The organism is Devosia rhodophyticola (assembly GCF_028816475.1).
Lineage (GTDB): Bacteria > Pseudomonadota > Alphaproteobacteria > Rhizobiales > Devosiaceae > Devosia > Devosia rhodophyticola.
The window spans coordinates 313,310-332,725 of sequence record NZ_CP118247.1; the positions used below are offsets into that span (position 1 = coordinate 313,310).

Sequence of the window (19,416 nt, forward strand, 5' to 3'; positions counted from 1 at the left end):
GCATTGGCGCGGTCAGGGCCGCAGATAACCCAGGATTATATCCGAGACGTGGGCGCGGCGGCGGGCAAGTTCTTCTTTGGAGCCAAGCTTGCGCGCGAAAATGGCCGATAGCGTGCGCTGGTTGGAGAAGTAGAAATAGGAAATGCCGGCAATCGAGATATAGAGTTCAACGGGATCGACGTCGGCGCGCATCTGTCCGCTGGCTACACCTCGCTTGAGCAGTTCAGAAATTGCGTCGACCAGAGGCGTATTCAGGCGACGGACCGCCTCGGAGGATTCAGCGTGTACCGCCTCGAGCAGGTTTTCTGCGTTGAGGATCGGAATGAAGGTCGGATTGTCATTGAACCAGTCAAAACTGAACACGACCAGTTCTGCCATGGCTTCCATGGGGTCACGTGAACTCAGTTCGAGTGCCTTTTCGGCTTCGCGGATTTCGGTATAGGTGCGTTCCAGAACGGCCTGAAACAGGCCATCCTTGTTGTGAAAATAATGGTATGGCATGCGCTTGGACACATTGGCGCGGCGTGCGATATCGTCTGTGCGGGCGCCCTCAAATCCCTTGGCGGCAAACTCCTGGCGTGCCGCTTCGAGAATGTGTTCACGCGTGCGCACCCTGTCGCGAGTACGCGGTTTTGTGTCGTCAGTTTGCACTAATAGTTTCCATCACTGACTTCAAAATGCGTTGGCTTGCCCAGGCTTGATTGACCGCGAGACACCCAATCAGCGGTCCACTTAACGAGGCGCGCCAACGGCACCTTGGGGTAGCCGAACAGTTCCTGCTGCAAATCGGTATTGACCAGCCATGTGCTGTTGCTCTCTTCACCGACAAAAACCGGTTTACGGTCGAAGTGAGCAGCGAACAGATTGGCGATATTGCGGATGCTGACCGTTTCCGGGCCAGACAGATTGAGGGGCGAAGTTGGCGTCGTTGTGTGCCCCAGCGCCCGCAAGGCAACGGCATTGGCATCGCCCTGCCAGATAACATTGGCGTGCCCCATGGTGATGGGTATTTCGCGCCCGTTGAGGACGTTTTGGGCGATATCGTGCAGGACGCCATATCGCATATCAATGGCATAAGAGAGCCGCAGCAAACGTCCCGGCGTGCTGTGGACGTTTGAGAAGTGCTGAAACAAACGTTCGCGGCCGACGCAGGAATTGGCGTATTCGCCCACGGGCGTTGGGGGCACGATTTCACGGGCGCCCTGATGACGAACATCGACATAGGGGTAAACGCAGGCCGTGGAAAATGCCACGATGCGACTGGTGGTGAAGTGATCGGCGACCAAGGCAGGGACATAGGAATTCATCGCCCAGGTCATTGGCTCGTTGCCCGAAGCGCCAAATTTCATCCCAGCCATAAAGATCACGTTGGGCGTAACTTCAAGTTTAGCGATGGCCGTTTTATCGAGGAGGTCACAGGCAACCGTTTCAATACCGGCGTCCTCAAGCCTTTGCCTCACTGCCGGGTCAGAAAACCGCGCGACCCCGATAATGCGGCGCGCCGAGATCTGCGCGTTTGGCCAGAATTGCAAGGGACGGCCCCATCTTGCCGCCGATACCCAAAATGGTGATGGCCCCGGGTGCCTTGGCCAGATCGTTAGCCAGCCCGGGCATAGGCCGGGTCATGAACTCATCGAGTGCGGCCTCGTCTTCAAAACGCTCGGGCAGGTCGCCTTCGGTCCAATCGGTCATGGTTTTGTCTCCAACATTGAAAACCGCCAATCGGCTTCCGCGATGGCATCGGTCAGATCGGGATGGTCAACCACGCCGAAGCCGGGGACTTGCAAGGAGCCGATTTCGAGATTTCCACGCGCTATACGCAGGCGGGCAAGGCCGCCGACATTTTCGTAAAGGTCACCGTGATGTAACAACGCCCCGGCCTGTTCGGCGGCGGGCAAATGGACAAGGCCCACGAAATAATGGTGGCCGTTGCGTTCAACGTGGGGGATGCCCAAGCTGGCAATCATGGCTAGGTCCGCCTGCAATGGCACGACGGCCAGATCAGTCAAATCTTCTGCGGATTGGAAATAGTGCACGTGGCCATCGGCCTTGTTGCGCTGATCCGCCAGAGCGGCGTTGAGCAGGGAGCGATAAACGCCCTTGCAATTTTTATGGCTCACTCCTTCATAACCAAGGTTGATGGCATCGCTGAAAGCGGTCGTCCAACCGTCAGCCTCATCGATCAGCAGGGGTCGGCCGATGGCGGCTTTGGCGGCAGTTGAAATCGGCGCATTCATCGCCACATCACGGTGCAAGGGCTGCTCAATGAAGAGGATTGACTGATAGAGCGCGTCCAGCGCCGGAATGGCCCGGATGTCGTCGATCACTGCGGCAAAATCGTCGATACTCTGATATTGCTCATTGCCATCCAGCGTCACCTGTATGGGGCGGCCCAAGGCTTTGACGACGTCAGCGATTTCGCCCAATCGCGCGATGTCGGCAGGCTGATCGCCGCCGAGCTTGATTTTGAGATAACCCAGTTCGTCGGTGCGAATGTAGCTTTCCAGCGATACCGGCAAACCATCGTCGGGACTGTCACCGTCCAACTGCGCGTCGGTTAGCGGATCAAGCATGCCAACGGTGTGGCGAAGTGCGATTTGGGTTGCCGGTCGATCTGGCAATGCCGCCAAAATGTCAGTGAACCGGATGGCCGGGAAAATCGTTTCTGGGCGCAGACCCAGCGCGTTTTTGCGCAGCATCTGATCAAAACTCAGCCCCAGGTGTCGCCCGACCGCATCAATGACGGCTCGCTCCAGCATGGAACTGGCAAACGAAGCAATCAGCCGGTTGAGACCTAGTGCCAGAACCGCCCGCTCAATCTCCTTGTGTGCAACATTCCACAGATCATAGGGCGTTGCCGCAGGCATTTGCTGGTAGATATCACGCGCAACGCGAAGCGCCCGGAGCAGATCAGCGACGTTGTCGGCCGGGGTTTTTGCCGGGTCCTTGTCGAACCATTTATAGGCCAGGATATCGCTGGCTACGCCGGTTGATCGAGATTTGTCGGCAAACTCCACCTCAAGCTGCAAAATGCCGGTGGCGGCGGCCTCCATGGTGACCGCGCCAAAGCGGAAGGGCAGCCGGGTAAAAGCGTTGCGAATGACGAGTGTGCTCGAAAGCAGTTTGACGCCGGGCGCTGACACTATATGGCCTCCAAAATGGCGCGCATATAGCCCGCCGATGCAGCCGCGGTGGTCGGCCCGTCCGGCTCATAGACAAAGGGTTCGGCTGCAATCACGCCGTTGTATCCAACCTTGGCGAGCGCCTTGATTATCGGGCCGAATTTCAGCTCCCCCTGCCCTGGACCGCGCAAATTTGGATCATTGACCTGAACATGGGCGAGATGGCCCGTCGGCCAGTATTTTTCAATTGTGGCGGCAAGGTCCAACGGTTCTTGCTGGGCGGACGAAGAGGTGTCCAGCATGGTCTTAAAGGCTGGCGAATTAATGTGGGTGACCAATGAGATCCCGTCTTCGATAGTATTGACGAAATCGGTTTGCACCGCAGACAGCGGTTCGATGCAATAGGTCACACCGGCATTTTCGCAGGCGGCGGCAATCTGGGTGAAGATACCGACGGCGTTGGCGCAGGCGGCCTTGGGATTGGCGGCATGTGTCAGCAGGCGCTGTTTTGGCGAACCGTGCACTAGCACGGAACCTCCCATCAGGCGGCAGATTTCGACTAGTCGGACCATCAGCGACAAGGTTTTTGCTCGAACTGTTGCATCGTCGGTTGTGATGGAGAGGCCATCGGGAGCGACCAGAAGCCAATGCAGTCCGGTAATGCTCAAGCCGTGATCCTCGGCAATCCGGCGGACTTCGAGAACCCGCGTGTCACTGAGCGAGAACGGGTCGGACGCCAGAGTGAATGGCGCGACTTCCAAACCCTCGTAGCCCAGTTGCGCAGCCATGCGGCATTGGTCGGCAAAGCTGAGTTCACGCAGAACTTCGTTGCAAAGGCTAAGCTTCATACCCCTAGCCTCCCGGCAGTCGAACAAAGAACAATTGCTGGAAAACGTAGCCAATTATCAAACCGGCCAGAACGGCCAGTATGAGCCCGGTCACCATTGCCTGCCACTTTGGCCAACGACCCAATGCCATGGCTTCGGCGGTCACGACAAAGGCGAAAACGAACAGTGGGGTTGAAAAATTGAAGGGCACGTGGGGAAACAGCACCAGCGCATAAAGCAAGGTCAGTCCGAGCGTTGCCGCGCTCCGTTGCACCGGGGCTGATGTCACCCATGCGGCGGTGTCCTGCCCGGTAATGCCCAAACGCCAGCCGCCTCGTTTGACCGAACGAACCAAAATCGCGAAGCCACAAACAGCCAGCAAGAGGCCTAATACGCCGGGCACAATGCCGGGCACGGTGAACTGGTTGACCTTTAGGTTTTCGAGCCGGGGCATGCGCAGGCTTTCCACCAGAATCGCAATGCCAAATATCGTCAAAACGATAGAGGAAACGAAATCCAGTCGGTCCATTTGCGTCGGTTTCATGACTGTTTATCCGCCTGATCTCGATTGAACAGGCGCGTAAACATTTTTCGGACCGAGGGCATGGTCAGCAGGATGAACCCAAGAGCGGACACCCAAAGCACCATGGATATGGGCCGCACAAAAAAGGCGCCAAAATCACCGTCGGAAAGGACCAGTCCGCGCCGCAGGCTTTTGTCCAGAATGTCACCCAGAACGATGCCCAAAATGAGCGGCGCCATTGGATATTTCAATTCGCGAAGGACAAACCCGAAGATGCCGAAAAACACCATGATCCAGACATCGAACGTCCGGCTGGCAATGGCGAATGCACCGACGGTGCAGAGTACGAAAATAATCGGCATCAGCCGTTCGCGAGCGACGCGCAACACCATTATCAGTGGACGGGTGAGTAAGAGCCCGAGCACGCCCATGGCGATTGTGGCCAGAAAGACCATGGCGACGACCGAGAACACGAAATCGGGCGATTCAATCATGATCAATGGACCGGGCCGGATGCCGTGAATGACCATTGCGGCCAGCAAGACCGCTGCGGGTGCGGACCCCGGCACGCCTAGCGTCAGAACAGGAATAAGTGCACCAGGCACAGCAGCATTGTTGCCGGTTTCAGCAGCCAACAGGCCCTCGACTGAGCCTTTGCCGAATTCATCCTTGTTTTTGGAGGCCTGACGGGCGGCGGCATAAGAGGCCCATGAGCCCATATCTTCGCCAACCCCCGGGATCAGGCCCATGAAGGTGCCGATCAAGCCAGAGCGAAGGGCTGTCATCTTGTATTTGTAGGACTCGCGAATACCCCCCCAAATGCTGTCCACCCTGGAGTGCACCACGGAATAGGCTTCCTGGCGCATTACGGTCAATATTTCGGCAAAGCCAAAGGCGCCGACCATGGCCGGCAAAAGGCCAATGCCGCCTGCAAGATCGGTGGAACCATAGGAAAACCGGGGCACGCCGTGGATACCTTCGCGACCGATCATGGCCACGAACAGACCCAAAAATCCGGCGATCCAGCCTTTGATCGGATCGTCGAGCGAGGTCAGTTGGCCAGCGACGAGAACGCCAAAAACCGCCAGCCAGAAAAATTCATATGCGCCGAATGACAAGGCGAATTCGGCGAGAACCGGGGCGATGAACGCAAGGGCAACCATGCCGACCAACCCGCCAAACATCGAGCCAGTGGTGGCGATTGCCATGGCGGAACCGGCCTTGCCGGCGCGCGCCAGCGGATATCCGTCCAGCGACGTGGCAGCATTAGCGGGTGTGCCGGGAATGTTGAGCAAAATGGCGCTGCGTGAGCCGCCGTAAATGGCGCCGACATACATGCACACAAGAATGAGAATGGCCTGATCGGTGCCCATCTTGAAGGTCAATGTCGTCATGAGCGCAACGCCAAGCGTTGCGGTCAAGCCCGGCAGCATGCCAACCACGATGCCCAACAGCGTCGCCCAGACCACATCAATGATGGCCCAACTGGTCACCATGGCGGACAAAGCACCCAGAAATGAATTGAAGCCGTCCATCTGCGTAAACCTTCAGATCAGCTATTTGATCAAGCGCGCGAAATCTGGTCTCTGGCGCCGATTGCGCCAGAGTTTGATGGTTGAAAGCTCAGAATTTATGGGCGTTCAAAGCCGAAATCAGCAGGGTCATTTTCGGTCTTGCCGCCATCGAACATCAACCAGACATTCTGGGTCAATGCTGGCATGGCCGCCGCAACGGCGGCGTCGCCGCTGGAAGGATCAAGGATCGCGCCGCGCTGGCCGGCATATTCCTTCATCGCCGCAGAGTTGGCGATCTTGTCAGCCCAGATGGCGTTCATGGTTTCGATCACCTCAGGAGGCGAATCCTTGGGCACCCAAATGCCAAAATAGTTGGCGGCGGTCTTGATCTCAGGGATCCACTGCTTGATCGATGGCACTTCACCAAAACCCTCGATATTGAGCGGCTTGTCGGACAAAACGGCCAGCGGGATAATACGCCCGGCACGGATCATTTCGGCCTGTTCCGAAGCCAGCTGAGTGGTGATGGCGGTTTCGCCGGAAACCGTTGCCAAAACAGCGGGATTGCCGCCGTCATAGCTGACGTGGCGATATTCAACGCCGGCGGTTTGAGCGATTGACTCCATGGCGTTGTGTCCGCCCGATGTTACACCGGCGGTGGCGACACTGATCTCGCCGGGGTTGGCCTTCATTGCCTCAAGCAACTCACCGAAATCGGCATATCCGGCATCGGGATTCGCCCCAACTACAGCCACATTGGCGATATGCAAATAGACTTCCCAATCGGTCAGGGGTACGTCGAGCATGCCAAGAACCTGATAGGAGCCAAGGTCTAGAGCAGCCCCTGCACCCCAGGTCATGCCGTCATGGGGGGCTTCCCAAGCGCCTGTGGTGCCAACAGAGCCAGCGGCACCTGGCTGGTTGACGACAACAACGGTCTGGCCAAGCGCATCTTCCAACTCGCCTGCCAGAACGCGGGTGACACTATCGGTCGAGCCGCCAGCCGACCATGGCACGATGATCGTCACCGGTTTGTCTGGCTTCCAGCTATATTCTGCCGCAATTGCGGTTCCTGCCAAAATAGTCGAGAGCGCAAGTGCTGCGCCAAAGGCCTGTACGAATTTCATGGTCTTCTCCTCCCATGGGTTAAGTAACCTGCTGGATACTAAAGGGGAGATTGGGGGGAAAAGCTGCCCGATGTCAAGCTTACATACAAGATGGCTGCGGGGTCATCGTGCTCGACGGCTATGCGTTGCTAACAAGAGCGGCGATAGCGGTTTATTGCAGTCGAATATCATTGGCCGCCAGCATCCGGGTGGAGGGCTGCCAAATGTGGGTACGACAACCGCGGCGGACCGCTTCTAAACCGCCGCAGCAGAGCCGTTGGATTGGCCTATCGCTGCGTCGTGGTTCCAACCCAATATTTTTTCGGCCTTTGCAGAACTGAAAAAGCTGCGGTTGTCGGGTAAATCGGCGTGGATTGGTACATTGGGGAAATGTTCGGCGGCCAATTTCAGGCTCGGCGCGTCGACCGTGGTGATGGGGGCAACGATATAAAACACTTCGTGGCCGTCAAACGGCGCGACAAGCGAACGCATGCAGGCGTCTGCCGCGGCGTCCTGATGGGTCCACGCCCAAAGATGGGTGTACGGGACCGGGCTGTCGACCGGATAGAATTCGGCAGCAACCGACCGCTCTGGCACGACGTAGTGAAAACGCATGCTGGCGATGCGCATTTCTTCGTAACGGCGCACAAAACTGTCGGCCTGTTGCTCGCATATCCATTTTGAGAGGCTATAGGGCTCCTCATTATAGTTGGGATGGGCCTCGTCAAGCGGGAAATAGTCATAACGAGCATGCCGGCTGAAGGCGTGGCCGATGGCGTTGACGCTTGACGCCTGACAAATGCGCATGATGCCATGTTCAGCAGCGGCCCGCAGCGCGTTGTAACTCCCCACAACATTGTTATTGTGGATCACATGGTCGGGGTGCCGTCCGGGTGACGGTATCGCCGCCATATGGATTAGTGCATCGCATCCGGCGAACGCTTCGACGAGCGCATCATAATCGGCCATTTCCGCCTGAATGAACCTGACGCCCTCATGCTTTAACGAGGGATGGGCCGGCTGCTGGTCAATGCATACCAATGAATGGCCCTGCTCCAAGGCCATTGCGGCAATCCTGCGCCCGACGCGACCGCTGGCGCCGGTAAGAGCTATCTTCATTGTAGTTTCCTATTTGATTGCCATCTGGCCAATGCGAACTTCGGGCGATTTCGAGCATGAATCCACTCGTAAAATCAATCCAACAGTCGCTGACAACGGGCTTATACAGGTAGAAGTTGGGTCAACTTTTCGGCCACGACTTCGGGCTTTTTGTCGTAAAGGTAACAGGCAGCCGCCTGCATCTCGCCCGTCTGGAACAGCGGCGGACGGGTAGCGCAGATATCCATTGCGCTTGGACAGCGCGAACGGAACGGACAGCCACTGCCGGTTGCGCTGTCGTCGCGCGCAATGATTGGCGTTTCGCCCCAACGCTGATTGAGATTTGGCCATGGGATCGAGTCGACCAACAGCTTTGTATAGGGGTGTTGGGGATCCTTGATCACCGCATCGACGTCTCCGGCCTCCATAACGCCGCCGCGATACAGCACAACGATCGACCGAGCGATATGGTAGGCAGTTGTCAGATCGTGGGTGATATAAATGATCGAAACACCGTGATCGCGCTGCAAATTGCGCAGGGTTTCCAAAATGTTGGCACGTAAAGATGCATCCACCATGGAAACCGGTTCGTCGGCGATCAGCAGGCGTGGCTTGAGCAGAAGTGCGCGCGCCACATTGATACGTTGACGCTGCCCACCAGAAAGTTGATGCGGAAAGCGGCCCAAAACGTCTTCGGGGCGCAAACCGACGGCCGTCAAGGCTTCTTCCATGCGATTGCGAGCGTCTGTCTTGTTCTTGGCCAGCTTGAATCGCTTGATCGGGACCGACAACAAATGATCGACCGTATAGAACGGATTAAAAACCGCGAACGGGTCCTGAAACACAGCCTGGACTTCACGGCGATAGGCCAGCCGATCCTTGCCGCGCAGCGAAGTGATATTTTGCCCGCGATAAATGATCTGGCCAGTTGTCGGCGTAATGAAGCCCAAAAGCAGCATGGCCAGGGTTGTCTTGCCGCTGCCGCTCTCCCCGGCCACCGTCAGGATGGTCGGCTCGTCCTCGCTCAATGTCAGTGAGATGTCGCGCAGAGCGACGTTGGCCTTCGCGTTGATCAAGCCGCGATGATAGACCTTGGAAACGGAATTGAGTTCCAGAAGGTGGGTCATTGGCTGGCCTCTTCGTCAAACAGGTGACAGGTGACCAATCGGCCCTCCTCCAGATTCTGCGGTTCGGGGCGCTCAACGCTGCATCGTTCCATTGCGAACTCGCACCGGGGATGGAAGGCGCAGCCGGATGGCAAGCGAAGCAGCGATGGCGCAAGTCCGGGTATACCCTGAAATACGCCCTTGTTATCGAGATTGGGCAAGCTGCTGATCAATGCCTTGGAATAGGGATGGTTGGGCGCGGTGAACATGTCGCGCACGGCGCTGACTTCGACCAGACGCCCAGCATACATGACCGCAACCTTGTCGACGAACTGGGCCATCAGCCCCATGTCGTGCCCGATCAGGATCACGGCAGCGTTGATCTGGTCCTGTACCCTGTCGATGGTTTCCATCACCTGACGTTGGGTAACCACATCAAGCGCACTGGTGGGCTCGTCGGCGATAATGACCTTGGGTTCGAGCAGTATGCCAATGGCGATGCAGACGCGTTGTTTCATGCCGCCACTAAGTTCGTGGGCATACATACGGAACACGCTTGGATCCAGATCGACCGAACGCAGCGCGTGAACGCAACGATCTTCGATAGCAGACCGGCTCTGCCGGGCCGAGTGTGACTTGATTGCATCGACCATCTGCGCCCCGATCCGTGTCACCGGATTGAGCGAATTCATGGCGCCCTGGGGAATATAGGCAATCTTGCTGAGGCGAGCCTGACGCATCTCGTCTTCGGTCATCGCCATCAGATCTGTATCATCAATGAAAACGCTGCCCCCCTCGATCCGCCCCGGCGGCTTGATCATTCGCATCATGGCCAGCGCCATGGTGCTTTTTCCAGAACCGGACTCGCCGACCATGCCCAGCTTTTCCCCGGCGCTTAAGGCGAAGCTAACGTCATCAAGCGCCTTTGCGCGGCCCAGATCAGTATAATAGGTTACCTCAAGCCCGCTGACCCTAAGGACTGGCGTGGCCCCGCCTGCATCGAACGCTGAAGTGGCGTTGCGCGACCCTGCCCGTGTTCCACTCGTCATAGAATTCATCATGCTATTCCGTTTTCCGAACGCGCGGGTTGGCCAGTTCATCCAGCCCCATATTGATCAGGGCGAGAGAACCAAGGATCAGGATCATTGCAAAGGCGGGCTCAAGCGGCCACCACCACCAACCATTAAAGAAGGCGCCCTGTGACTGGGCGGCCCAGATGATGTTGCCCAGAAGTGGTTCGCGCAGGGGCCCAAGTCCCAACACCGCCAGATAGAAGGAGGCGAACACAGCAGCGAATACCTGCCCCACGAATGCAGCGGCAATGAAGGGCAGCAAATTGGGCAGTATCTCTTTGAAGATGATGCCGAAATCGCTCATGCCCGACAGTTTGGCGACCGCAACGAATTGTCGCTCCTTCATGGTCAAGACCTGGGCCCGTATGACCAGCGTCGGTCCCATCCATGCCAACAGAACCACAATGAGGGCCATGGTGAAAATCGTGACATCGCGTTTATCGAGCGACCCGGCAATTACCACCTGAATGAGCAGGACGGGGATCGGGGTCAATATCTGGCAAATTATTCGGATGGTCGAGTCGATTTTGCCGCCGAAATAAGCTGAGGTGAAGCCCAAGACCACACCGATGAAGGTGCCGATACCTCCCGCCAGCAAGCCGATGAGAGCGGTCTGCCACATGCCCACGACCATGGCCGCCAGCAGGTTGCGCCCGAAGAAATCTGTACCCATTGGATATTTCCAGCTCGGCGGCTGCTTGAGGGCGGCCGAAAGGGGATAGGCGTGCTTGGGGTTGATCACCAATAGGCCGATCAAGGTGAACAGGGTCAGAAGCAGCAGTATGAAAAAACCAACTGCCAGTCCTTTATTGCGCCGCAGATAACGCCACGCCAGCACCAGCCGGCTCGGCTGCTCCATGGCGGTTTCTTCTGTTGGCAAGGTTATGGTTGTCACCATGCGCTCCTAATTTTCCCGGATCCGAGGATCCAGCAACGGATAGATGAATTCGAGCGCGGTCATCAGAACCGCCACTGCGATGGTGATGAACAGCACGACGCCGTAAATCGTGGGAAAGTCGTTGGAACGGATGGCAAGGTTGAGCAGCGAGCCAATCCCCGGCAGGCCAAACAGCCCCTCGACAATGATAGCAGAGGTAACGACTGTGCCCAGAGCCAGTGCCAGTCCGGTAACCTGCGGCAGCATTGCATTGCGCAGATAATAGTCGCGGAAGATGCGGCCGCCCGTCAGTCCTTTGTGCTCGGCGAAGTTCACATAATCCTCGCCCTGGATGGTGATGCCCATGCCGCGCATCGACAACACCCAGCCGCCGACAGAACCCAAGATGAGCGACAGGGCCGGCAATATCTGGTGGGACATGAGGTCAAAGAAGAAACCCCAGGACCAGTTGGGCACGACGCCGACCGAATAGGCACTGCCTAATGGCAACCATTTCAAGCGGAAGCCGACGAAAAAGACCAGCAAAATGGCCATGATAACCGGGGGAACACCAGTCAGCAGAATGAACGGCGTGGCAAAGGTGCGCATCCATTGGGGTGCCCGCGGCCAAGCGGAAACAGCGCCGAGCAAGGTGCCGATGATGAAACTGAGGACTGTTGTCACCAGCAGCAGACCGATTGTCCAAGGTAGTGCCTGCGCAATCAATTCGGTGACAGTGGAAGGGTACTTATAAAGCGAGTAGCCGAAATCGAGGTGAATGATCTGGTTGAGGTATTGCACGTATTGCTCGAGCAATGGCTTATCGAGGCCAAATTGCTGCTGCATCGAGGCAATGAGTTTTTCCAGATCGGCCGGCGAGAAACCGCCGGTACGTGAGAGTTCACCAAATCGCTCTCGAATGGCGTTGCGCGAAGAAAGACGCGGAACGAAAAATACGATGGTGGACGCCGCCCAGATGACCAGGACCAGAAAAAATAGCCGCTTAACAATGATCTTGAGATTCAATGGACAGATCCTCGGTGTCACTTGTCGCTAGGGGAGATGCGCGCCCCAGTTGGCGCGCGCATCTCAAAAGTGCAGATTATTCGGCGCCCGAAGGCTGCAGTGAAGCAATCACCAGCATACCTGTATGGGCCCAGAATGCGCCATTCGTACCCATTACCGGATTGGTCGAAGACGGCCAGTTGACCCAATAGTGGTTGTTGTACGGAATGCGGTGCAGCCACTGGATGATCGGCACGTCGATCGTGTCGCGCCAGTAGATGCCGAGTGCCTTGGCGGCCCCTTCAATGAACTTTGGATCGTTTGAATCGAGCGGTGCAATTTCGTCGATCAAAGCGTCATATTCGGGGTTGCTGTAGCGAGAGAAGCGGTTGTTACCAGCAGACGATCCGATGGCGTTGCTGAATTTACCGTGGAACAGGTTCAGCGCCTCGAACGGGTCGAAGAGACTGGCGCCGTGGCCGAACATGTAGAGCCCTGCCTTGCCATCAACCATGTTCTGGTATGCGTCGGTACCAAAGTTGACGTTGGCATCGAAGCCAGCATTGCGCAACATTTCAGCCAGAACCGGAGCGATGTCGCCATGGATAGTTTCAAACGCCTGGATGGTCGCGTCAATTGACTTGCCATCCTTTGCCCACAAGCCGTCGCCGTTCTTTTCAAAGCCCGCGTCTGTCATCAGCTGGGCGCTCTCGTCGAGGTCAAATTTGCCGGGTTCGTATTTGGCTTCCTCGGCTTTGACTTCTGGAGAATCTGCAAATTTTTGCAGGTTCGGATAGAGCGGGAACGGATAGATCGTTGCGATCTTGGCTCCTTCGTAAAGAATTTCGTCGATCAGATTGCGGTCAATTGCCAGACTGATGGCCTTGCGTACATTCGGATCGCTGAAGGGTTCAAGCTGGTCATTCATCCAGAGCGAATTCGGCCACCAGTCAAGATAGCCGTAAGGTGACTCCTTGCCGGTCCAGGATTGGACGTCCGGGTTCTGCTCAAGAATAGTGCCAATGATCTGAGCTCGCATGTCCACCGATGAATCAAACTCGTTGTTCACGATGCGCTGGGCCACAGTGTCGATCGGCTGATTGAGGATGTTGACCACAACCACACGCTTGACCGCTGGTTCGGCGATACGGCCGGCCTTGACGGCCCACCAGTCCGGACGCAGATCGAAGATCTTCTGGTTGACGTTCCAGGCCACAATATCATAGGGGCCCGAATGAGGCATTTCATCGCGTCCGGGCGCCAGGGTTGGATCGGCCTGGGCCGATAGATAGTCAGCCGGAACGATAGGAATACCAGTATCAAATTTTTCGCTAAGCACTTCGAACTTGAAGCGCGGCGATGGCTCGGTAAATTTGACCTCGATGGTGAGATCATCAATTGCCGTTACACTGGCAACCTGCTGCGAAAACTGTGCATGGTAGGGCAGTTTTTCGTTCTGCATCTGCCCTTCAAATGTGTAAACGACGTCCTTGGATGTCACCGGATTGCCGTCACTCCAGGCGGCGTCCTTGTTCAGCTTGATTTCAAGCGTGGTGAAACTGTCGTCGGTATATTCCATGCTGTCGGCGAGCCAGGGAACGAATTCGCCCTTGTAGATGGCGAAATACATCAGCGGCTCCCACATCAGGTTGTTGCCTTCCTGATGGGTGTAACCTGGCAGAGCCCATGGGTTGGTGGTGCCGACGGATGACCCTCCGGCAACGCCCCACCCCAGCGCGAGAGTCTGATTGCGTGGTACCACTGGCAATGGTGCGCTGGGTACGATTTCCGTGGCCGCTATGGTTGCGGCATCCTGGGCAATGGCAGCGACCGGTGCAATGACCAGTGCTAACGAAACCAATGCGGCGGATAATTTCAATCTAACCATGAGACAGTTTTCTCCCTTTTTCTGTCTTTTGGAACGAAAAGGCATCTAAACTTCAGAGCAATTGATGTGACAGTTTTGTACCGTCGATCGTCTCCTCTCCTTCGGCTCGCACCGCGTCTTGATTGACGGGCATATATTCACCCCAAGGCAAACATTCGCAATGCCAGCTCAATATAAACCTCAACAGGACGAGTATAATTGCGCAGCGAACAAGCGTTCGTCAGCATAATTAGCCCCATTTAGTATAAACCGAACAGTATTACCCACTCATATGGATATTTCCGCTCGACTTCTCCTCGCAATTGGTATCGAACGACCTAAGTCGTCGGTCCAATTTTATTTGTAATACTTAATGAGTAGAGGCCGTTAACTCCCATGTCAACAGCCCTGATTCGTTGGTGCACCGTCCGTTCGGCACCGACTGTGCTTATCTGCTGCCCTCCCTATTTTTGACGGCCAATCCGGATAGGTATCTTGCCGCCGCGCCAGGCCTTGGTGCCATTGCTTCTGCAGCATCCGAGGAAAATGTGAAGGCCAGGATCGCGCCGGGATGCTGCATTTTCGTTGTCGTGCCACCCGCTAGCGCTTCGGCCATTCCGCCAGAATCCGTGGCGACATAAATTGTGCGCTGGTCAGGGCTGAGGGCGGTATCGCGGAAGCGATCCTCCGACCGGAAATAGCGCTCGATTGGACCACGAAGCGACTGCCCGTCATCGCTCAATGGCAGGCGATAGATCGAACCGCGTTTGAGCGTCGTGACCAGAAGCGAATTATCCCAACCGGGGATGCCGCCGGAACTTGGCATATAGGTCTGAATGCTGGATGCGGCGACCGTTGGCCAGCAGATGAAATCTATGCCGTTACAATCGGGATCGGTAAAATTCCAATCACTTGGCACGGTAAACAGCGTTGCCAGCGGCGGTTGAAAGGGCTCGGTCCATGCAGTTTCGTTTTCAACGGGCACTGATGGATCAATCGTGATGTCGCTGAACTGGAGTTGCTCGCAGGGCGTTGAGGCATCTTTCCAGCGAGCAAACTGATAGGCCTTGTCGTCTCTGAATCCAGCGACGTGCGGCCAACCATAGTTGCCCCCCGGCACCAAAACATTGACTTCATCATCGGTTTTCGGCCCCTGTTCAGACGCATAGAGTGTGCCGTCCGGCGCAAAATCGATGCCCTGCATGTTGCGGTGGCCATAGGTGAAAATATGACTGCGAATGCCATCAATCGCTGGATTGTCCGAGGGTATTGAACCATCCAGATTGAGCCGCAATGATTTTCCCTGGTAGGCGATAAAGTCGCTTGCAGCCAATTCGTCGGCTGTGGGTAGCCGCTGCGCCTCTATGGGGATGCACCAATTGCCAAGCTGGTTTTTGCCGCCATCACCTATGGTGTAATAGAGCTTGCCATCGGGACCAATTTTCATGCGACCGGAATTGTGGTCGCTGCTGGCAGGCAATCCGGCGATCAGTTCGACGGGACTAGCAAGGGATCCGGTGGTTTCATCGTAGGTCAGCCGAACGATTTTGGTATACAAATAGCGATAGGGACTGTTGGGGTCCGTCACCACCGGGTCAGCGCCGCGCGCCTTATCAATATAGGTGTAGGCGGCATAAATGTAGTCATTGCCGGTGCCCTGCAACAGACCGGGATCCAGCGCGAGACCCAACAATCCATCCTGCCCGCCGGGCGCATAGGCTTCTTCAATCGTTATCAAGGGGGATTTAACGCCGGTTTCGGGATCAATGCGGGTAATCTGGCTGGCGGTACGTTCGGTAACCCAAAGCATATCATCGGGTCCCCAGGTCAGTTCCCATGGGGCGTCGAGGCCGGTGGTCAACACGCGCATCTGGAACTGCACATTGCCGGGCACGACCCTGTCGGGCGCTTCCTGGGCACAAATAGGCGCCGTCGCCAACAGGGCAACCATTGCAAGTGCTCCAAGATGCTTCATCCGAACATTCCCCTCCCCGCGCCGTTGTCCGGCGGTTGTCGTTCAAATTATCAATTCATCGCAGTTCTGTTTTGCTTCGCTACCGGCTTAATATCCTTTTCGTGCTGATGTTCGCCTGCCCTCAATTTACGTATTGCGGCGTTCGTCGGGTCAATTCACTTTCAAAAAGTCTGCCATCCGAACCAGACCCTGCATATAGCCAACGGCGTGGGAGCGGCCTCTGTGGTTCCAATCGCTGTCGCCATCAAGCTTGGGCACATGGTCGTCCAACAAAAATCCATCAAAGCCATTTTTGGCTAAAAGAACAATGACTTCGGCGGGATCAAAATTACCATCGCCGATGAAGCACTCGGTAAAGTTTGGCACCGAGCCTTTCACGTCGCGGAAGTGGATGTAGGAGATTCGGCCTTTGGGGGCGAAATACTCGATCATTTCGGTGACGTTGTCTTTGCCGCCTTCCATTTCCGAGCAGCAGCCAAGACAAAGATCAAGCGACCAGGCTTCCGATTGCCCTGCCAGCTCATAGGCATGTTTAAAGCCCCAGGGACGATAGAACAGCCGCGCGACACCACCCAACATAGGCACTGGTGGATCATCGGGGTGCAGGGCCAGCTTTAGCCCCTCTTCCTCGGCAACCGGCAGGACCGCATCCATGAAATAGGCATAGTTAGCCCACATTTGATCTTCGGTGATGAACGGGCCATCCTTGCCGAACAGGGGCATGGAGGATGCTCGCCCCAGGGTTGTAGGCATAAAGCTGCGCAGCGTTTCCAGATCGTCAATATTGGCTTCGACGATGGACATGTCGAACTGGCGCGCCGTGGCGCCGCCGCGCGTCAAGGCGGTTCTGCTGGTTGACCAGACAGAATTGGGCATAAAATGGTAACCCAGAACCGGCACCCCTGCCCGCGCCACTGCGCGGATGGTTGCCTGATAATTTTCTATCTGTTCGTCGCGCCCATCCAGCCCCATCATCACCTTGTGGTAGAAGTGAGTAGGCACATTTTCGATGGCTTCGAATTTGAGCCCGGCAGCCTCGACCTTTTCAACAAGGGCGCGCACATCTTCGGGTTCCCAGCGTTTATCCCCCGGCAGCGTCGGGTTATTCATCTGAAGGCCCGTGGCGCCGATCTGAGCGGCAAAGCGCAGCCGCTCTTCCGTCAGTTCATGAAATTGCCCCACGGCAATTCTGATGCCCATGATTTTGCCCCTATTTCCGCAGCACCATCAAGAGTGATGGTTTAAATATATTTCAACGAGCCTAGAAAATCTTATTCTGGTATCGTAAGAACTGTCAACGCCCCTAATCATTGGCGAGGGAGGCAGGCATGGGCAACGGGATAGAAAATCCCGGCTATCTGGCATTTGTTGACGCGTTGATAGCGGGCGACCTCAAGCTTGGACAAACCCTCAAGCAGGATGAGCTATGCGAGGTTTTGGGTTTCTCATTGTCGCCGATGCGCGAAACCACAACGCTGCTCGAAGCGGAGGGGCTGATTACAGTTCGCCGTCGGATCGGGATCACGATTTTTTATCCCGACGTCAAATTTGTCGGCAATACGTTCCAGTTTCGCGGCATGCTGGAGCGTGAAGGGCTGGCCAAATTTGCGAGGTCTGTGGATCTGGATTGGGTGGCCAAAATGCAAGCTGAACACGAAGCAATCATCGATTATGTACAGCGCGTTGGCGAACCCACGATCTATCGCGAGCCAGTGCGGTTGCTGGAATGGGATTTTCACAGCAGGTTTGTCGATGCATTTGAGAACCAACAAATTGATACGGTGTATGAGCGGTTGCACCAGAAAATGTTTCTACTGCGGCTGGTCAATCCAGATGCAGTCGATCCAGCCAGTACGACGAGATCGATGAGCGAGCATCTTGCCCTGCTCGATGCATTGGGCAAGCATGATGTTCAGGGCGCACTGGATGCGCTCGACAAGCATTTGCAAGGCGTATTGCACCGTATTCTGACAACCTGAGACTGTTCATCAGGCTTTTTCACCAATTGGGAGATCATATCGTGGCAGGTTCAATGTATACCGACATGAAAGGAACCGCACACCGACTGGCACCGCCTGAGATTGCCGTGGAGGCTGTACCCAATGACGAACGCGTCTGGGTGCCGCAGGCTGAAGGGGTCTGGTTCCGACCGCTGATGCTCAATACGTTGCAGGGCCAGTGGTGCAATCTCCTGCGTGTGCGGCGCGCGGGAGTCTTGTCGCGTCACCTGCACCCCAATCCAGTCCACGGCTACGTCATCAAAGGGCGCTGGTATTATCTCGAACACGACTGGGTCGCCAATACCGGGTCCTATGTTTTCGAGCCGCCGGGGGAAGTCCACACCTTAATGGTACCCGAAGATTGCGCCGAGATGATCACCTTTTTCAACATCACCGGCTCGATGATTTATCTGGACGATGACAACAAGCACGTTGGCTACGAAGACGTTTTCACCAAAATCGATATGTGCCGTGCACATTATGACAGCAACGGGCTAGGTGCTGAATATGTCGACCAATTTATCCGCTGACGTGGACGCCTATGAGTGGGCCAGGCCGTGGTATACGGGCAAGCGAGTTCTGGTGACTGGCGGTACATCAGGGATCGGTCTGGCAGTGGCGCGCGCATTCGCAGCGGCAGGGGCTGATGTTACCGGTGTCGGTGCCTTTTCCCATGAAATTGAGGCACTTGGGGATAAGCCTGTTCCTGCCGACATGCGGGTGCTTGATGTTCAAGACGGCGAGGCAATCGCCGGCATGATGGCGGGACTTGACCGTCTCGATGTGCTGGTCAATTGCGCCGGTATCATTCGGCGCAATGATGAGCATGATCCGGAAGTTTTTGCGCAAGTCGTCGACATCAACCTGAATGGCACCATGCGTATGTGCGCTTCGGCCCGCACGCTGTTGGCAGCAAGCAGCACTGGATCAATCGTCAATCTGGCATCGATGTTGTCGATTTTCGGTGGCGGGTTGGTGCCTGGATATGCCGCAAGCAAGGGCGGCATATCCCAACTGACAAAGTCGTTGGCTATTGCCTATGCGCCCGACAATATTCGCGTCAACGCCGTTGCGCCGGGATGGATTGCAACGCCCCTGACCGGGACATTGCGCGCAGACGAGGACCGCAGTCAGGCTATTCTCTCGCGCACCCCGCTCAACCGCTGGGGGCAGCCAGACGACATTGCTGGTGCGGCGCTGTTTCTGTGCTCGCCAGCCGCCGCATTCATTACCGGCACGACGCTGGCGATCGATGGGGGATATTCAATCGCCTGATCTGGGATACCCGAATTGACGCGCCCATGCATTTGGTTATCATACTAA

General features: G+C 56.2%; 19 protein-coding genes. 3 read left to right on the forward strand and 16 right to left on the reverse strand.

Going from position 1 to position 19,416, the window contains the following annotated elements:
* Window positions 1–12: 12 nt before the first annotated feature.
* The 16 genes from PSQ90_RS01535 to PSQ90_RS01610 form a co-directional block, all read right to left on the reverse strand.
* A complete protein-coding gene (locus PSQ90_RS01535; protein WP_282211682.1) occupies window positions 13–651 on the reverse strand; it encodes a TetR/AcrR family transcriptional regulator in 639 nt (212 codons plus the stop codon).
* Window positions 651–1,532: an NAD-dependent epimerase/dehydratase family protein gene (locus PSQ90_RS01540; protein WP_282211683.1), complete on the reverse strand. Its 882-nt coding sequence runs from the start codon at window positions 1,530–1,532 to the stop codon at window positions 651–653. Before PSQ90_RS01540 ends, PSQ90_RS01535 begins: the two co-directional genes overlap by 1 nt.
* Complete coding sequence (locus PSQ90_RS01545) at window positions 1,468–1,692, reverse strand: hypothetical protein (RefSeq protein ID WP_282211684.1); 225 nt, start codon at window positions 1,690–1,692, stop codon at window positions 1,468–1,470. Before PSQ90_RS01545 ends, PSQ90_RS01540 begins: the two co-directional genes overlap by 65 nt.
* Window positions 1,689–3,143: an enolase-like domain-containing protein gene (locus PSQ90_RS01550; protein WP_282211685.1), complete on the reverse strand. Its 1,455-nt coding sequence runs from the start codon at window positions 3,141–3,143 to the stop codon at window positions 1,689–1,691. The genes PSQ90_RS01545 and PSQ90_RS01550 overlap by 4 nt, the downstream gene beginning before the upstream one ends.
* Window positions 3,143–3,970, reverse strand: a complete 828-nt coding sequence (locus tag PSQ90_RS01555) for a sugar phosphate isomerase/epimerase family protein (protein WP_282211686.1) — start codon at window positions 3,968–3,970, stop codon at window positions 3,143–3,145. Before PSQ90_RS01555 ends, PSQ90_RS01550 begins: the two co-directional genes overlap by 1 nt.
* A gap of 4 nt (window positions 3,971–3,974) precedes the next feature.
* A complete protein-coding gene (locus PSQ90_RS01560) occupies window positions 3,975–4,493 on the reverse strand; it encodes a tripartite tricarboxylate transporter TctB family protein (RefSeq protein ID WP_282211687.1) in 519 nt (172 codons plus the stop codon).
* Window positions 4,490–6,007 (reverse strand): tripartite tricarboxylate transporter permease, encoded by a 1,518-nt coding sequence (locus PSQ90_RS01565; protein ID WP_282211688.1) that lies wholly within the window; start codon window positions 6,005–6,007, stop codon window positions 4,490–4,492. The genes PSQ90_RS01560 and PSQ90_RS01565 overlap by 4 nt, the downstream gene beginning before the upstream one ends.
* Before the next feature lie 95 nt (window positions 6,008–6,102).
* Window positions 6,103–7,113, reverse strand: coding sequence for a Bug family tripartite tricarboxylate transporter substrate binding protein (locus PSQ90_RS01570; protein WP_282211689.1), 1,011 nt, complete (start codon window positions 7,111–7,113; stop codon window positions 6,103–6,105).
* Between the two features lie 234 nt (window positions 7,114–7,347).
* A complete protein-coding gene (locus PSQ90_RS01575) occupies window positions 7,348–8,211 on the reverse strand; it encodes an NAD-dependent epimerase/dehydratase family protein (protein WP_282211690.1) in 864 nt (287 codons plus the stop codon).
* 101 nt (window positions 8,212–8,312) lie between these two features.
* Entirely contained in the window at window positions 8,313–9,317 is a 1,005-nt protein-coding gene (locus PSQ90_RS01580) for an ABC transporter ATP-binding protein (RefSeq protein WP_282211691.1), read from the reverse strand.
* Window positions 9,314–10,345, reverse strand: a complete 1,032-nt coding sequence (locus PSQ90_RS01585; RefSeq protein ID WP_282211692.1) for an ABC transporter ATP-binding protein — start codon at window positions 10,343–10,345, stop codon at window positions 9,314–9,316. Before PSQ90_RS01585 ends, PSQ90_RS01580 begins: the two co-directional genes overlap by 4 nt.
* 13 nt (window positions 10,346–10,358) lie before the next feature.
* The gene (locus tag PSQ90_RS01590; protein WP_282211693.1) at window positions 10,359–11,267 is read right to left on the reverse strand and encodes an ABC transporter permease; all 909 of its coding nucleotides are present in this window, start codon (window positions 11,265–11,267) and stop codon (window positions 10,359–10,361) included.
* A 6-nt stretch (window positions 11,268–11,273) separates the two neighbouring features.
* Window positions 11,274–12,272 (reverse strand): ABC transporter permease, encoded by a 999-nt coding sequence (locus tag PSQ90_RS01595; RefSeq protein WP_282211694.1) that lies wholly within the window; start codon window positions 12,270–12,272, stop codon window positions 11,274–11,276.
* Window positions 12,273–12,348: 76 nt separating this feature from the next.
* Window positions 12,349–14,139 (reverse strand): ABC transporter substrate-binding protein, encoded by a 1,791-nt coding sequence (locus tag PSQ90_RS01600; RefSeq protein ID WP_282211695.1) that lies wholly within the window; start codon window positions 14,137–14,139, stop codon window positions 12,349–12,351.
* A 427-nt stretch (window positions 14,140–14,566) separates the two neighbouring features.
* The gene (locus tag PSQ90_RS01605; protein WP_282211696.1) at window positions 14,567–16,093 is read right to left on the reverse strand and encodes a glucose/sorbosone family PQQ-dependent dehydrogenase; all 1,527 of its coding nucleotides are present in this window, start codon (window positions 16,091–16,093) and stop codon (window positions 14,567–14,569) included.
* A gap of 150 nt (window positions 16,094–16,243) precedes the next feature.
* Window positions 16,244–17,293, reverse strand: a complete 1,050-nt coding sequence (locus PSQ90_RS01610) for a mannonate dehydratase (RefSeq protein ID WP_282211697.1) — start codon at window positions 17,291–17,293, stop codon at window positions 16,244–16,246.
* A gap of 128 nt (window positions 17,294–17,421) precedes the next feature.
* On the opposite strand from PSQ90_RS01610, the gene PSQ90_RS01615 reads away from it, so the two are divergent.
* From PSQ90_RS01615 to PSQ90_RS01625, 3 genes are all read left to right on the forward strand, one after another.
* Window positions 17,422–18,072, forward strand: coding sequence for a GntR family transcriptional regulator (locus PSQ90_RS01615; protein WP_282211698.1), 651 nt, complete (start codon window positions 17,422–17,424; stop codon window positions 18,070–18,072).
* A gap of 65 nt (window positions 18,073–18,137) precedes the next feature.
* On the forward strand, window positions 18,138–18,623 hold the full coding sequence (locus PSQ90_RS01620; RefSeq protein WP_282212966.1) for a 2,4'-dihydroxyacetophenone dioxygenase family protein: 486 nt from the start codon (window positions 18,138–18,140) through the stop codon (window positions 18,621–18,623).
* A complete protein-coding gene (locus PSQ90_RS01625) occupies window positions 18,601–19,368 on the forward strand; it encodes an SDR family NAD(P)-dependent oxidoreductase (protein ID WP_282211699.1) in 768 nt (255 codons plus the stop codon). Before PSQ90_RS01620 ends, PSQ90_RS01625 begins: the two co-directional genes overlap by 23 nt.
* Window positions 19,369–19,416: the final 48 nt, after the last annotated feature.

What these genes read in the sequence shown, in the direction of transcription:
- PSQ90_RS01610 (WP_282211697.1), bottom strand. Translation starts at nt 17,293, where the DNA reads ATGGGCATCAGAATTGCCGTGGGGCAATTTCATGAACTGACGGAAGAG.
- PSQ90_RS01545 (WP_282211684.1), bottom strand. Translation starts at nt 1,692, where the DNA reads ATGACCGATTGGACCGAAGGCGACCTGCCCGAGCGTTTTGAAGACGAG.
- PSQ90_RS01600 (WP_282211695.1), bottom strand. Translation starts at nt 14,139, where the DNA reads ATGGTTAGATTGAAATTATCCGCCGCATTGGTTTCGTTAGCACTGGTC.
- PSQ90_RS01590 (WP_282211693.1), bottom strand. Translation starts at nt 11,267, where the DNA reads ATGGTGACAACCATAACCTTGCCAACAGAAGAAACCGCCATGGAGCAG.
- PSQ90_RS01570 (WP_282211689.1), bottom strand. Translation starts at nt 7,113, where the DNA reads ATGAAATTCGTACAGGCCTTTGGCGCAGCACTTGCGCTCTCGACTATT.
- PSQ90_RS01605 (WP_282211696.1), bottom strand. Translation starts at nt 16,093, where the DNA reads ATGAAGCATCTTGGAGCACTTGCAATGGTTGCCCTGTTGGCGACGGCG.
- PSQ90_RS01615 (WP_282211698.1), top strand. Translation starts at nt 17,422, where the DNA reads ATGGGCAACGGGATAGAAAATCCCGGCTATCTGGCATTTGTTGACGCG.
- PSQ90_RS01575 (WP_282211690.1), bottom strand. Translation starts at nt 8,211, where the DNA reads ATGAAGATAGCTCTTACCGGCGCCAGCGGTCGCGTCGGGCGCAGGATT.
- PSQ90_RS01580 (WP_282211691.1), bottom strand. Translation starts at nt 9,317, where the DNA reads ATGACCCACCTTCTGGAACTCAATTCCGTTTCCAAGGTCTATCATCGC.
- PSQ90_RS01625 (WP_282211699.1), top strand. Translation starts at nt 18,601, where the DNA reads ATGTCGACCAATTTATCCGCTGACGTGGACGCCTATGAGTGGGCCAGG.
- PSQ90_RS01585 (WP_282211692.1), bottom strand. Translation starts at nt 10,345, where the DNA reads ATGACGAGTGGAACACGGGCAGGGTCGCGCAACGCCACTTCAGCGTTC.
- PSQ90_RS01560 (WP_282211687.1), bottom strand. Translation starts at nt 4,493, where the DNA reads ATGAAACCGACGCAAATGGACCGACTGGATTTCGTTTCCTCTATCGTT.
- PSQ90_RS01555 (WP_282211686.1), bottom strand. Translation starts at nt 3,970, where the DNA reads ATGAAGCTTAGCCTTTGCAACGAAGTTCTGCGTGAACTCAGCTTTGCC.
- PSQ90_RS01620 (WP_282212966.1), top strand. Translation starts at nt 18,138, where the DNA reads ATGAAAGGAACCGCACACCGACTGGCACCGCCTGAGATTGCCGTGGAG.
- PSQ90_RS01565 (WP_282211688.1), bottom strand. Translation starts at nt 6,007, where the DNA reads ATGGACGGCTTCAATTCATTTCTGGGTGCTTTGTCCGCCATGGTGACC.